The 14,057-nt window shown below is 70.5% G+C and carries 12 protein-coding genes and 1 pseudogene; 6 read left to right on the top strand and 7 right to left on the bottom strand.

The annotated features are described in order from the left end of the window. Nucleotides 1-48: 48 nt before the first annotated feature. Nucleotides 49-660, top strand: a complete 612-nt coding sequence (locus PH203_RS30570; RefSeq protein WP_289923956.1) for a TetR/AcrR family transcriptional regulator — start codon at nucleotides 49-51, stop codon at nucleotides 658-660. Nucleotides 661-952: 292 nt separating this feature from the next. Here PH203_RS30570 and PH203_RS30565 read toward each other — a convergent pair whose 3' ends face one another. Beyond that, the gene (locus PH203_RS30565) at nucleotides 953-1,114 is read right to left on the bottom strand and encodes a hypothetical protein (RefSeq protein ID WP_289923955.1); all 162 of its coding nucleotides are present in this window, start codon (nucleotides 1,112-1,114) and stop codon (nucleotides 953-955) included. Nucleotides 1,115-1,508: 394 nt separating this feature from the next. Here PH203_RS30565 and PH203_RS30560 point away from each other — a divergent pair, with 394 nt between their 5' ends. The 5 genes and pseudogenes from PH203_RS30560 to PH203_RS30540 all read left to right on the top strand — a co-directional run bounded on the left by PH203_RS30560 (nucleotide 1,509) and on the right by PH203_RS30540 (nucleotide 6,083). Then, a complete protein-coding gene (locus PH203_RS30560) occupies nucleotides 1,509-2,186 on the top strand; it encodes a hypothetical protein (RefSeq protein ID WP_289924005.1) in 678 nt (225 codons plus the stop codon). Nucleotides 2,187-2,329: 143 nt separating this feature from the next. After that, nucleotides 2,330-3,250, top strand: a complete 921-nt coding sequence (locus PH203_RS30555; protein ID WP_289923954.1) for a phosphotransferase — start codon at nucleotides 2,330-2,332, stop codon at nucleotides 3,248-3,250. A gap of 114 nt (nucleotides 3,251-3,364) precedes the next feature. After that, nucleotides 3,365-3,709 (top strand): annotated as a pseudogene (locus tag PH203_RS30550) (transposase); the annotation flags it as partial. Between the two features lie 103 nt (nucleotides 3,710-3,812). After that, the gene (locus PH203_RS30545; protein ID WP_289924009.1) at nucleotides 3,813-4,616 is read left to right on the top strand and encodes a hypothetical protein; all 804 of its coding nucleotides are present in this window, start codon (nucleotides 3,813-3,815) and stop codon (nucleotides 4,614-4,616) included. Nucleotides 4,617-4,940: 324 nt separating this feature from the next. Continuing rightward, nucleotides 4,941-6,083, top strand: coding sequence for a delta-60 repeat domain-containing protein (locus PH203_RS30540; protein WP_289923953.1), 1,143 nt, complete (start codon nucleotides 4,941-4,943; stop codon nucleotides 6,081-6,083). 580 nt (nucleotides 6,084-6,663) lie between these two features. Here the strand turns inward: PH203_RS30540 and PH203_RS30535 are convergent. The 6 genes from PH203_RS30535 to PH203_RS30510 all read right to left on the bottom strand — a co-directional run bounded on the left by PH203_RS30535 (nucleotide 6,664) and on the right by PH203_RS30510 (nucleotide 14,029). After that, nucleotides 6,664-8,124, bottom strand: coding sequence for an aldehyde dehydrogenase family protein (locus tag PH203_RS30535; protein WP_289923951.1), 1,461 nt, complete (start codon nucleotides 8,122-8,124; stop codon nucleotides 6,664-6,666). Nucleotides 8,125-8,183: 59 nt separating this feature from the next. Next, nucleotides 8,184-9,125: a hypothetical protein gene (locus PH203_RS30530; protein WP_289923949.1), complete on the bottom strand. Its 942-nt coding sequence runs from the start codon at nucleotides 9,123-9,125 to the stop codon at nucleotides 8,184-8,186. Between the two features lie 27 nt (nucleotides 9,126-9,152). Beyond that, nucleotides 9,153-10,781 (bottom strand): thiamine pyrophosphate-dependent enzyme, encoded by a 1,629-nt coding sequence (locus PH203_RS30525; RefSeq protein WP_289923948.1) that lies wholly within the window; start codon nucleotides 10,779-10,781, stop codon nucleotides 9,153-9,155. Between the two features lie 106 nt (nucleotides 10,782-10,887). Further along, nucleotides 10,888-11,625, bottom strand: a complete 738-nt coding sequence (locus PH203_RS30520) for a helix-turn-helix domain-containing protein (RefSeq protein ID WP_289923947.1) — start codon at nucleotides 11,623-11,625, stop codon at nucleotides 10,888-10,890. After that, the gene (locus PH203_RS30515) at nucleotides 11,622-12,641 is read right to left on the bottom strand and encodes a carbon-nitrogen hydrolase family protein (RefSeq protein WP_289923946.1); all 1,020 of its coding nucleotides are present in this window, start codon (nucleotides 12,639-12,641) and stop codon (nucleotides 11,622-11,624) included. Before PH203_RS30515 ends, PH203_RS30520 begins: the two co-directional genes overlap by 4 nt. Before the next feature lie 20 nt (nucleotides 12,642-12,661). Next, nucleotides 12,662-14,029 carry an amidase family protein gene (locus PH203_RS30510; protein WP_289923945.1) on the bottom strand — a complete coding sequence of 456 codons (1,368 nt, stop codon included), beginning with the start codon at nucleotides 14,027-14,029 and terminating at the stop codon, nucleotides 12,662-12,664. Nucleotides 14,030-14,057: the final 28 nt, after the last annotated feature.

Raw genomic sequence — 14,057 nt, 5'->3', positions numbered from 1 at the left:
CCCATGGTTAATGCCGTTTACCTGGTAAGTGATGTTAACCTATCGGGCATGGCCCCTCCAGTCACCCGACGTCCCGTCGGTCACCATCACGGCGACCTGCGCAACTCCCTCCTGCGCGCATCCTTGGAACTGGTCGGCGAGAAGGGTCCGCACGGCTTCACCCTGGCCGAAGCGAGCCGCCGGGCCGGCGTGAGCGTCGCGGCGCCGTACAAGCACTTCGCCGACCGGGACGCACTACTGGCGGAACTCGCCACCCAGGGCTACCGGGAGCAGCAAAACCGCTTCGCCGCGGCCATGAACGGCATCGAGGACCCCGCTGAACAACTGGCGTCCTTCGCGGCGGCATACGTCAGATTCGCCGCCGAGGAACCTGCCCTGTTCGATGTGACCTTCCATGCCGGACTCGACAAGTCCCGGTTCGCCGAACTGGCCACGGCGGGCGACCAGGTGGCCCGCCTCCTCCTGCCGGCGGCCCGACAGGTTGCCTCAACCCCGGACGCCGCGTTCGACCTGCTGCTCAGGATCGCCGCCGCCGCACACGGCCTGGCAGTCTTCCTGCGGCAGGGCTTGTTCGGTGCGGGAAACGCGGTCCTCTCCGACACTGAGGAGAAGGCCGCCCGCACCGCGCGGGCCATCACACAACAGAACGCCTGCTCGTGATCGTCTCAAAGACGAACCACCGCCGGTGACGGCAACAGCCACCACACTCCCGATTGCGGCCGCGCCGGCCAAGGGCACACCGGCCCTTTCGCCAGGACGCGTGCGAGCAAGGTCCCTTCCTTCCGGTCCTCATCACCACCGACGACGCTCTCAAGGGCGTCCAGGACCCCTTGTTCGTCGCGTCCACGCCGAGCTTGCACGTGAGCGGCAGCACCGGCGGTGACTCGTACGCGGGCGGCCGCGGCCAACCGAGCAGGACACCGGCGGCCGGCTGCAAGTGCCTCCAGGCCCATCACTCGGCGAGGAGCTCCAGGCCGCGCAACGCGGCGTAGTACACGAACATCCAACCGGCCATGACGTACGCCGTGTCGGCAGCATCGTCGGGATGCAGGCCGATGTGCGCGGCCGACGAACAGCACCGCCGTCGTGCCGGACACCCGTTCACCTCTCCCACGGCCCGCCTCCTGGCCCGGCTGTGCGGGCACTCCCGCCAACAGACCGAACAAATCTCCTCAACCCGGCCTGCGCCCACCCCCGCCCCAACGTCCTGGCACCACCGCAAGGAGACCGGCGAGATGCCCGCCAGGCGCCTACGCCCCAGTCCCCGCAATGCCTCACGCCCCGGCCCGGCCCAGACCCGGCCGCGTGCGACAGCGGCATCCCAGACCAGGCAGCCGCCCATGAACGCCTCGCAATATGAACGGAAGGCACTGCACAACAGGAACACAGCAGTTCCAACCTGCGTACTATCTCAGCGCCAGGACCTGACACAGCAGGTGTCACGCCCGTCCACTATGACGCCCGCGCACGGCGTCACCGCGGCCGCGCACCGAGGAAAGGCCAGCATCATGCCGCAGAACACGTTCCCGAGCACCGAACTCACCTCCCAGTACACCGCCCAGGTAGCAAGCGACCTCGAACGCAACGCCAAGGAACAACAGCGCATCGAAGCAGAAATCGCCGCGCTGCAGGAACAACTGCTCGCCCTGCAACATGACCACTCCGTTCTGGTGAACATGCAGAAGGCGCTCAGCGCCACAGACGCCCCGACCGAGGCCGCCCCGGCCGCCCCGTCACCGGAAGACGCCGCAGTCCCCTCTCCCCGGCACGAGACGCCCGCCAAGCCCGCAACAGGCAAGCGCAGCCGCACGAAGAAGGCCGGTACCGAGCAAGACAGCAAGAGCCCCAAGAAGACCGCGGCGAAGTCCGCGACGAAGACCGCGACGAAGACCGCAGCCGCCAAGACAGCCAAGCCCACCCTCGTGGAACTCATCCGCGGCCACCTCACCGAACAGACCGAACCGCGCTCGGCAGCTGAGGTTGCCACCGCGCTCGGACAGACCCATCCCGAGCGCAACATCAAGACCACCGTCGTACGCACCACACTCGAAGGACTCGTGGCCAAGAGCCAGGCTCAGCGCGCCAAGCAGGGCTCTTCCGTCTTCTACACCGCCGCAGACACTCCCGCACCGCCGAAGACAGCCACAGACGAAGCACAAACCGACCAGTCAACTCCCCAGCGCTAAAGCCCTGGGCTTGCACAACGGGCATCACTGGCGGTGATGCTGCGCTTGCGCCAGCCCCTTGCCCAAGCTGGCCTGGAAAAGTCCGCGGCAGCTTCGGGTACTGAGCAATGCGCTTTGTTCGCCGCACATGGCACAGTCGCCCCATGGTCTTGGATGACGTGCCGGGCTGGCTGGTCGGTTGGTGCGTGGACCAGCTGGGGAACGAGCCGGCCAGAGTGCTGTTCGAACGGCGGTCGCTGTCGGCCGTGTTCGGGCTGCGGCTGGTCGATGGGCGAGACGTCGTGGTGAAAGCGCGGGAGGACGACGGCCGGGCTGTTTCCTGCGTCGCCGCCCAGACCGAGCTCGCGAAACGGGGGTTTCCGTGCGCCCGGCCCATCACACCCGTAGTCGGTGTCGGTGCGCTGGCAGTGCATGCGGAGGAGTACCGGTCCGGCGGTGAACTGCTGCGTGGCAACTCGCCTGATGTCGCCGTGCGTTATGCGGCGGTCTTCGCCTGGCTGATGACCGAACTGGCCGAGGTGGCTGTTGCTCCGCCGCTGCCGAATCCGCGATGGGCCCGTTGGGACCATACAGATTCAGGGCTATGGCCAGCGATCGGCTTCCTCGACGAGCGAGATCAGAGCATCGTGCCCGCGTACGTCGTCGAGACAGCCGCCCGGGCCCGCAAACGGCTGCTCGCGGCCGACCTGCCATGTGTGCTGGGTCACACCGACTTCGAAGCGCAGAACCTCCGTTGGCACGGCGGTGACGTGTGGGCCGTGCATGACTGGGACAGTCTGGCGTGGCAGCCGGAGGCGGCACTGGCAGGCGCGGCGTGCGGTGCATTCGCCAGCGTCTCGCCACCGACGCTGGCCCCGATCGAGAGTTCTTCGGCGTTCCTGACCGGGTATCAGGGCCTCCGCGGGCGTCGGTTCACCCCTGAGGAACTTGAGATCGCCTGGGCTGCCAGCCTGTGGCCTGCGGCGCACAACGCCCGATGGGAAATCCTGCACGGCAGCACCCCGCAGTCCTGTGACGCCGTCCGCGCACAGGCAGCCGAGCGCCTGCGCCGAGCAAACGCTTAGGCCCAATGCCGTGACTCTGTCGGTGATCTTGTCGGGACGGTGACGGCGGACGCTGGTGGTGGTTGGCTGGTCGGAGACGGGGCGGCCTCGGTTTCGGGGCGGTGGACGGTGTCGATGCGTCCGGCAAGTTTCCAGCGGATTCCCCCGATGGCGGTCCCCACGGCGTGGGCGGCGTGTCCGAAGGGGACGCCGGTGATGCTGATGAGGGACCGGCTGGATGTGGTGTTCGCCGACGAGGACTTCACTCATCTGTATCCGTCCGATGGCCGACCGGGTTTCTTGCCGGGCCAGTTGGCACTGGTGTCGGTGCTGCAGTTCACGGAGAACCTCTCGGACCGTGCGGCGGATGCGGTGCGCACGAGGATCGACTGGAAGTACGGACCCGGCCTTGAACTCGACGATCCGCGGTTCGACCACTCGATACTCAGTGAGTTCCGGGCCCGGCTGGCCGAGGGCAGCCGGGCGGATCAGCTGCCGCAGTTGATGCTGGACCGCTTGGTGGCGGCCGGGCTGCTCAAGGGGCGGGGCCGGCAACGTACTGATGCCACCCATCCACAACGCCTTGGACATCGCCGCGATCGTGCGCCGGCTCCAAGAGGAGAGATGGGAGATCGGCCCCGAGGACCTGTCCCCTATCTCGCCGTCCCTGACCGAGCACGTCCGCCGCTTCGGCGAGTACTCCACGCGGCGCGACCCGGAGGACCGCAGCGTCCACGACATGCTCGTGCCCAGGGCCCGCGCCTGGGTCACCGTGCTGGCCTCGCCCCGGTGGTGGCGCCTGCCCGGGGAGGACCGCGGGCCACACCGTTCCGGCGTCGAACTCGGCCTCTGGACCAGCCAGCTCCATCGGGGCAACGGCTGCGCCGTTGTCGGTATCGGGGTCTTTGCCGACGCGGTCCCCGAGTTCTACCGAAGATCGCGGCAGAGCCCTGCGACCACGGCCGCTGTCACCGTCGCCGACGACACCACGGGCATCGCCGTCCGACGTGCCTGCGGCACCATGCCCGCGCAGCAGACGCGCCCGGCCGCGGCGAAACATTCCTCTCCCTCCCTGCCGAAGCCCCGCGAAGCGGCACGCACACACGCAGCCGTCAGCACCATGCAGCGGAGAATCGAGCCAATAGGCTTCTGCCAGTTCTGCTGCCACCGACCGGGCTTCGCTACGTTGCTTGGTGCACAGCGCAACGGCGCCTCACCCAGCCCCGGCACGGACTTCCCCGCCGGGTGGCCCTCTGTCCCGCCGACGATCACGGACTTCGCGGAGGGCTGCTGCGGGCCGCGGCCGGTGCTCGGCAGGGTGTTGGGCCATTCTTCCAACTGGTGTCGGCGCTGTTGTCCAGGCTCGACGCTCCCGAAGCTGCCCTGAAGCGACAAGTACCGATTGCATTGCGTACGCAAACACGCGGTACCGCTCTCCAGCGATGATCAAAAGCTCCTGACCTGCCGGTCTCTATCTACGGACTGGTCCGGGCGGGTGGTGCGGGTGCCGGATGGAGCAGTTACTCACAGCCCCCTGCTGGCGCGTATGCGTGACTAGAGATGTTTTGTGACGCTTTTTTCGGTGAGGTCAGACGGCAAGAAGGGCGCATAAGAAATGTCTGTGATGAGACCGGCTGCTCGGCCGGGCCGGCGGCGGTACGGGATGTGGGCGGCAATGGCGGGGGCGGCCCTGGTCGTAGCCTTGCCGGGGGTGGCGGTCGCGGCTGGCGACCTGGATACCGGCTTCGGCAGGGGCGGCTACACCGTCACCGACATCGGCGGCTGGGCCCAGGAGTACGGGATGGTGCTCCAGCCGGACGGCAAGGCCGTCGTTGTCGGTGACGCGAGCGCTGGCACGGTGGTGGCGCGGTTCAATGCGGACGGCACCCTGGACACCGGCTTCGGCGAGGGCGGCCGCACCCTCACCGACTTCACGGGCTCCCGCTTGGGGATGCGTGCGGTGGCCCTCCAGCCGGACGGCAAGATCGTCACCGCCGGTGGTGTGGGCGGTAACGCGGTGGTGGCGCGGTTCAATACGGATGGCAGCCCGGACACCGGCTTCGGCACCGGCGGCCGCACCACCTTCGACTTCGGCAGCACCGACTGGGTGAACGCAGTGGCCATCCAGCCGGACGGCAAGATCGTCACCGTCGGCGGCGTGCAGGACAGTACTTACACTGCTGGTTCAGTGGTGGCGCGGTTCAATGCGGACGGCAGCCCGGACACCGGCTTCGGCACCGGCGGCCACACCGTCACCGGCTTCGGCGTCTACAACGGGGCGCGCGCGGTGGCCATCCAGCCGGACGGCAGGATCGTCACCGTCGGTTACGCGAACGGCGGCAAGTCGGCGCTGGAGCGGTTCAATGCGGACGGCAGCCCGGATGCCGGCTTCGGCACCGGCGGCCACACCATCATGGACCACTTCGGTGCGTGGGTGGTGGCTCTCCAGCCGGACGGCAAGATCGTCACCGCCGGCGGCGACGGCGGTCACGCGGTAGCGCGGTTCAATGCGGACGGCAGCCCGGATACCGGCTTCGGCACCGGCGGCCGCACCGCCGTCGACCTCGGTCTCGACAACTGGGCACGCGGGATGGCCATCCAGCCGGACGGCAAGATCATCACCGCCGGCTTCGCGAACGCCAGCCGCGGTTCCCGTGCTGATACGGCGCTGGTGCGGTTCAATGCGGACGGCAGCCCGGACACCGGCTTCGGCACCGGTGGCCACACCGTCATCGACCTCGGCGGCGCCGGTGGCGACGATGCGGCACACGCGGTCGCACTCCAGCCGGACGGCAAGATCATCACCGCCGGGCACGCGACTGGTGGAACAGCGCTGGCACGGTTCTGCCCCTGAGGAGAGCGGGGCATGTGACCGTTGGCCGGGATGCGTCAGCGCAGGGCGGTGGGGGTGAGGCGGATGATGCCGGGACGCGTGCGGATGTAATCGCCGCAGGCAGACGGAGCGAGTAGTCGTCACCCTCCGGTACTTGCCGGTTCAGGGCAGCTTCGGGAGCGTCGAGCCGTCCCGGGCACAGGGGCTGTGAAGCCGGTGACATCGCCGACGATGTCACCGGCCCTCCACTCCCATGGAGGTGGGCACACTCCCGCAGGCCCGACCATCCATGGTTGAGGCGGATCGGCCGTGCTTCGAGGGGAGTCGTCACGGCCGGTCCCTCCGGCAAAGGGCGATGCATCTTATGCAACCGCGCCGTTGGCGAGCGCGTCGCCAGCATCGATCTCCTTGGCCGGCTTGCCCGCGTACCCGCTGAGGAGCCGTCGCAGGGCGGCATGGTGGGGGCCCGGATCCGGGCGTCCGGCGAGCTTGGACAGCGCGTCCCAGGTCTGTCACGACCTGTCCGACAGGCCGCCCTGTGGTCCGGGCTTCGCCGATAGCCTCTCGTTCTCCCGGTGGGCCACCGGTACTCCGATCCGGTTCAGAAGGGGTAGTGCGCTTGCTGCGTGGCGATGGTCACCCAGCGGGTGTTGGAGAACGCTTCGATCCCCCAACGGCCGCCGAAGCGCCCATACCCGGAGGCCTTCGCTCCACCGAACGGGGCTTGCGGCTCGTCGGCCACTGACTGGTCGTTGATGTGCACGATGCCCGTACGGATCCGGCGCGCCACCGTCAGTCCGTGGGTGGCGTTCTCCGTGATGATGCCGCAGGTCAGGCCGTTGTCGGTGTCGTTGGCGAGGCTCACCGCGGTGTCGTCGTCGGTGAAGGTCTCGATCACGCAGACCGGGCCGAACGCCTCCGCGTGGTACAGGTGCGCGTCCCTCGGAACATCGGTGAGGACGGTCGCCGGATGGACCGCCCCGTCCGGTTCGCCGCCGCCGACCAGGACCTTCGCGCCCTTGGCGACGGCGTCCGCGACCAGGCCGGCCACCCGCCGGGCGGCCTGTGCGCTCACCAGCGGGCCCACGACCGTGTACGGCTCCCCGGGGTCGCCGGCCGGCAGCGCACCCGCCTTCGCGGTGAACTTCCGCGTGAACTCCTCGGCCAAGGACTCGTGTACGAGGATCCGGTCGCCGGACATGCAGATCTGCCCGGCGTTCATGAACACGCTGAACGTCACGGCGTCCACGGCGTAGTCCACGTCCGCGTCGTCGAGGACGAGCACCGCGTTCTTGCCGCCCAACTCCAGTACGGCGGGCTTGAGATGACGGGCCGCCAGCTCTCCGACGATCCGTCCGACAGCGGTGGAGCCGGTGAAGTTCACCGCCCGCACCCGCTCGTCGGCGATCAGCGTCTCGGCGATCTCGGCCGCGTCCTCACGGGCGTTGGTGATGACGTTGAGCACGCCGTCCGGCAGCCCGGCCTCCCGCAGCACGTCCGCGACCAGCAGCCCACAGGCGATCGGCGCGTCCTCGCTCGCCTTGACGACGACCGTGTTGCCCGCGGCCAGCGGCGCCGCCACGGCCCGCACGCCCAAAATGACCGGCGCGTTCCAGGGCGCGAACGCCGCGACCACGCCCAGCGGTTCGCGCACCGCCAGGCCCAGCGCGCCCTGCTCCTGCGCGCTGAGCACCTCACCGCGCGGGGCGGTGATCGCGGCTGCCGCCTCGCGCAGGATGTTCGCCGCCAGCATCACGTTGAAGAACGCCCACGGACGGGTGCCGCCCGCCTCCTGCGCCATCAGGTCGGCGACCTGTGCGCCGCGCCCGTCCAGCAGGTCGGCTGCCTTGAGGAAGATCGCCCGACGGGCGAAGGGGGCCAGCGCGGCCCATGCCTCGAAGGCCGCGTCGGCCGCGTCCACGGCACGTACGACGTCCTCGGGACCGGCGGCGGCGACGGTGGCGTACACCTCCCCGGTGAAGGGGTTGATGTCGTCGGCGCTCCGGCCGGAGGCGGCGGGCACGTCTCTTCCGGCGATGTACAGGTCTCGGGTGATGGCCATGAGGACGGTCTCCTTGCTACGCAGCATCTTTGATACGTGGTGATACGTGACCAGTTGTGTCAGGACAGTTGAGCCACGGCCTGCTCGGTCAGTTCGGAGGCGCCTGCCTCCACGCGGTCGGCGGCCCGGACCATGCCGGCCGCTTCCTCCTCCGGCAGGTCCCAGGCCGCGATGCGGCGTACGCCCTCGGGGCCGAGCTCGACGGGCACGGTGAGGCTGGTGCCGTGCACGCCGTACTCCCCGTCCAGCACGACGGAGGCGGGGACGAGGGTGCCTGCGCCGGTGGCGATCGCCTCGATGAGACGGGCGGTGCCCAGGCCGGTGGTCCAGGTGGAGGTGCGGCCCGAGTCGAGGGCGACGTGCTTGGAGTACCAGGTGTCCACGTACTCCTCGGCGGCCGTGCGCTGTTCGTCGGTGAGTACGACGGGCTCCCCGCCCACCCTGACCCGGCTGTACAGCGGGACCTGGCCCTCGCCGTGCTCGCCGAGCATCCAGGCGTCGACGTCCTTCGGCGGCACGCCGAGCGCGAACGCGATGCCCGTGCGCAGCCGGAGGCTGTCGTTGAGGGTGTAGCCGATCAGCCGCTCGCGCGGCAGCCAGCCCTGCCGGTGCACCCAGGTCAGCAGCGGGTCGACGGGGTTGGTGAGCATCAGCACCAGTCCGCCGAAGTCCGCTCCCGCCTCCCGCAGGGGACGCAGGCACTCGTTCACGATCCGCGCGTTGTCGGCGAGGAAGACGGAACGGGAGGAGTTCAGCCGCAGCGGGACGGCGGCGCTCAGCACGACCACGTCCGCGTCGAGCGCGTCCTCGGGGGCACCGCCCCGGACGGTGTCGGCGGTGGCGCCGAGGCCGAGGGCGTTCTCCAGATCCATGGTGTGGCTGGTGATCATGTTCGGGCGGGTGTCGACGAGCACGATCTCGTACGTCCCCTGCGCGGAGAGCAGGTTGAACGCAGCGGAGGAGCCGATGCCGCCGGCGCCTCCGATGATGACGACCTTCACGTGTCTGTGCCTTCCGTGCTCAGCGGGTCAGGAGGAGTAGTGGGCGTCGGCCTCGACGGCGACCTCCAGCACGAGCGCCTCACGCCGGTCCGCCAGGGTCGGCAGGACCTTGTCCAGGACGGACAGCAACGCGGTGTGGTCCTCGACCCGTTCGGCCGGGCAGCCCAGGCCCTCGGCCAGGGTCGACACGCTCAGCTCGGTGAACGCGGGCCAGGCCGGGGCGGCGGAGCCCTCGCGCTCGGAGAGGCGGTCCATGATCGCGTAACGGCCGTTGGCGAGGACGACGAACAGGACGCCGATGCCGTAGTGGGCGGCGCTCCACAGGGCCTGGATCGAGTAGAGGGAGGAGCCGTCGCCGAGCACGGCCACGACGGGCCGGTCCGGGGCACCATGGCGGACACCGATCGCGGCCGGCATGGCGAAGCCCAGTCCGCCCATGGCCGCGCTGAGGAAGCCGAGCGGCGCCCGGGCGGGCAGCAGCCGGTGCAGGTCAGGGCGGCTGGAGGGGGTCTCCTCGACCACCACGGCCTTCGGGTCGAGCCGCTCGGCCAGGGCGGCCAGTACATGAGCGGCACGCAGGGGCTCACCGGGCGCGGGGGGCTGGAGTGTTGTGGGCCGGTTCGGTGTCGAGGAACGCGGGACGGCGGGCACCAGCGGGGTCAACCGGCGTACGGTGTCGGCCGGTTCGGCGAGCAGCACCAGCTCCGCCGGGCTGCGGTGAGCCTCCTCCGGGTCGTCCGTGATGACGGCGACCCGGGTGCCCGCCTCGGTGAAGTCGCCCGGGGCGTAGGTGTATTGGCGGAACGCGGCAGTCCCGACGGTGAGGACCGTGTCGTACGGCGCGAGCGCCTCGCGCAGGGCGGGGCGGACCGCGGGCAGGTGGCCGGCGAAGAGGCGGTGGTCCTGGGGGAAGCCGGCGCGGGCGCCGAACGGCTCCTGGTAGACCGGGCAGTCCAGGCGCTCGGCCAGCATGACGAGGGCCTCCCAGCCGCCCGCCGTGTCGTTGCCCGCGCCCGCCACCAGACAGGGCGAGTCGGCGGCCGCCAGGAGCGCTGCGAGCGCGGCCACGGCGTCGTCGGAGGCCGTACGAGCGCCTCGCACCGCGAGCGGTCCGCGCGGCGCGGCCTGGGCTACGTCCTCGTCGGCCTCGGCGAACCAGTCGTCCATCGGAACCACCACGACCGTCGGACCGCGGCCTTCCTGGGCCTCGTGCCAGGCACGGGCGACGGCGCCGGGGACGTCCTGCGGACGGGTCGGCGTGTGCTGCCACACGGGGTACTCCCCCGCCAGGCCATCCAACCTCCCGGCCAGGAACGGCTCGTGGGCAAGATGCCGGCGGTCCTGCTGGCCCACGATCACCACCAGGGGCGCGCGGTTCGCGCGGGCGGTGGCCAGGGCGCTGACGGCGTTGCCGTATCCGGCGGTGGTGTGCAGCAGTACGAGCGCGGGGCGACCGGTGGCCAGGGCGCTGCCGGAGGCCATTCCGACGACCGAGCCCTCGTGCAGGCCGAGCACGAAGGAGATGTCGGCGGGCAGGTCGGCGAGGAAGCCGACCTCGGTGGAGCCCGGGTTGCTGAAGAGGGTGGTGAGGTCGTACTGGCGAAGGACGTCGAAGGTCTGTTCCTTGACGGTCCTGCTGTGGGCGGCCGTGGTCATCGCGGGTCCCCTTTCTGACAGGACTGGACGCTAAGCCGCCCAACACCCGGGGGCCACGGGCACGTTCGCTATGCGAAACGCGCCGCACCTCGGACAGTCGCCCGAGTCAGTCGACCCCGGGCAGGACCGCGCCCGTCGACAGTTCGCCGCGCAGCCGGCCGGTGATGAGGCGGGCGGTGTCGAGGACGGCCTCGATCTGCGGCGGGCCGGGCTGTTCGACGGTGAAGGCGATCGACACGGCGGCGACGGCATGGCCGGGCGCCGACACGACCGGCGCCGAGACCGTCCCGAGGCCGCGCACGACCTCGTTGCGTGTGATGGCGTAGCCGCAGGCCCGGGCCCGGCTGATCTCCGGTCGCTCACCGAGCAGTTGCGGCTCGGCGGACAGCATGGCGATGCCCGGGGAGCCCAGGGTCAGCGGATGCCGGTCGCCGGGGCTGTAGACGGTGCGCGAGCGGGTGCTCTCGACCTCGACGGAGACCAGCGTGACCGCTTCCTCGCCGTCCCGGACGACGAAGAAGGAGGTCAGGCCCACGCGCGCGGCCAGCTTGGCGATCTCCGGTTTGGCGATGCGCTGGAGCATGGGCAGGGTGCGCCGGCCCAGTGACTGCGCGCGGGTGCCGATGACGTACCCGTGGGTGGTGTGCGCGACCAGGTGGTGGTCCTGGAGGGTGCGCAGCAGCCGGTAGACGATCGAGCGGTGCAGGCCCATCTGCTGGCTCAGTTCGGCCAGCGTGAGCGGTACGTCCGACAGCGCGATCACTTCCAGGAGCCTGAGCCCCCGGTCCAGGGTCTGGACGGAGGGCCGGCCCGGCGGCGGGGGGTCTTCGGCAGGTCGCGTCATGACTCGGGGATCTCGTCGTCCAGCGCCGGAAACGCGTGGAACACGGTCTCGGCGGGGCTTCCCTCCCGGACCACGGGCCGGCGAGCTTCGCGCCGGTGAACGAGGTAGGTGGCGTCGGCGCGCGCGTAGTGCCCGGCCGGATCGTAAGCGTTCTTCGCGAGGTCGATCTCGTCGAGGTCGATGTCGGCGTACACCAGTGCCTCCTCCCCCTCGTCGACGTCCTTGGTGAGGGTACGTCCGTCGGGGCCGAAGATCCGGGAGCAGCCGCCGCCGGCCGTGAGCAGGCGGCGCTGCTCGGGGGTGGACGCGAAGACGTCGATGCCGGCCGGGGAGATGACCTGGGTGGCCATCAGGACGAAGGCGCTGCCCTCGATGGCGTACACCTGGGTCGCGGCGGTGTTGGCCTCGGCGCTGAGCTGGAAGGCAAGGTTGCGGTAGAGACCGAAACACGGCCAACTGGCGATGTGCACCTGCTCGTTCTGCGCGTACAGGGCGTACTTGCTGAGCGGCTGGACGTGCTCGGCGCAGTTCAGCGCGCCGAGCCGGCCGAGCGCGCTGTCGACGACCTTGAGGTCGCTGCCGTCGCCCTCGCCGAACAGGCTGCGCTCGACATGGGTCGGCTTCAGCTTGCGGCGGTGCAGGAGCACGCTGCCGTCGGCGGCGATCACGGTCTGGGTGATGTAGAGGGTGCCGTGGTCCTTCTCGCTGTAGCCGAGCGCGACGGTGATGCCGTGCTGCCGGGCGGTGCGGCGGATGGTGGTCATCCCGTCGCTGTCGGGGGCTAGGGACGCGGCGTGGTAGCGGCCGACGTAGGGGACCTGGTCGGCGACCGCGCCCAGCCACAGGAAGTGCGGATAGCCGGGAATCCATACTTCGGGGAAGGCGATGAGCGAGGCACCGTTACGGGCCGCTTCCGCGATCAGGTCCACGGTCTTGGCGACCCCGGCCTCCGCGTCGAGCCAGGCGGGCTCGGCCTGGACGGCCGCGGCCTTGAAGCGGCGAGTGGTCTCTGTCATGTCCGATCGTCTCCTTCTCTTCATGCTCCCGCTTCCAGGAGCTTTTCGACCAGCAGGCCGAGGCCCAGGAGCCGTCGGTCGGTGTTCCAGGGCGCGTCGAGCGCCACACCCACCGGGAGTCCCGGGTTCGCCGACCGGACGGGCACGGTGAGGCCGGGGAGAGCGGCGACGCTGCCGGGTCCCGTGTTGCGGATGTACGTGGGGAAGGTCGGACGCAGGTCACCGTCCAGCCGTACCCGCTCGGTGTCGGTGTCGATCCGTCCGGCGGGCAGGGGTGTGGTGGGGAAGAGCGCGGCGTGGGCCCCGGTGGTGCGGAAGATGCGCCGGTAGCCGTCGACGAGGACACGGTCACGGATCCTGAGGGCGGCCTCGTACGCCTGTTCAGTGACCGCCCGCGGGAACACGACGTCCGCCATCGTCGCCCGTACGTGTGGGTCGGTGATCCGGTCCAGGAGTTTCGCGGGATCCGTACCGCCCGTCGCCTTCTCCAGATACCGGGGCAGCTGCCTGGCCGTCTCGTAGAGGGTGATCGGGAAGCCGGCCCGTTCCTCGGCCGTCTCGACCTCCGGCAGCCGTACCGGCACGAGCCGCACCCCGGCGGTCCTCAGTACGTCCAGGCAGTGCTCCCACACCTCGGCGGTACGCGGGTGCAGCGGCTCGGTGAAGTGGTGTTCGGGGACGGCGAGCACGACATCGCGCGGGTCGGGGGCCTCGGCCGGGCCGCGGTCGGCGGCGAGGACGGTGTCCAGCAGGACCAGGTCCGCGACGGTCGGGGCCATGGGGCCGATGGTGTCGCGCGTCCACGACAGCGGGGTCACTCCCCCGGCCGGGTAGCGGCCCGTCGTCGGGCGAAGACCGGCGATGCCGGTGAGCGCGGTCGGGACGCGGACCGAGCCCCCGGTGTCGGTGCCCAGCCCTGCCGGAGCCATACCGGCGGCGACAGCGGTGGCGGTGCCGCCGCTGCTTCCGCCCGCGAAACGGGCGGGGTCGGCAGGATTGCGGGCGGGCCCGTACGGGCCGCCCGCGCTGGTGGCTCCCAGGGCCAGCTCGTGCATGTTGGTCTTGCCCAGCACGATCGCGCCGGCCGCACGCAGCCGGGTGATCGCCTGCGCGTCCCGGTCCGGAACCCATCCGGCGAGGGCCTCGCAGCCCGCGGTGTTGGGGAGCCCGGCGACGTGGATGTTGTCCTTGACCGCGATCGGCAGCCCGTGCAGCGGGCCCCGCGCGGGGCCGCGGTCGGCCGCCGCGGCCTCGACGAGAGCGCGGTCGGCGTCGAGGGTGACGAAGGCTCCCAGGTCGCTCGCCCGCTCCGCACGCGCGAGAAGTTCCTCGGTGAGCGAGACGCTGGTGAGCGTCCCGGCGGCAAGCCTGGAGAGGGTGGTCTGCATGGGCGGACCATAAGGGCCTCGCCGCTAC

It is taken from the genome of Streptomyces sp. S.PB5, from assembly GCF_030403745.1.
Classification (GTDB): Bacteria; Actinomycetota; Actinomycetes; order Streptomycetales; family Streptomycetaceae; genus Streptomyces.
This window is presented reverse-complemented; position numbering and strand designations above follow the sequence as displayed.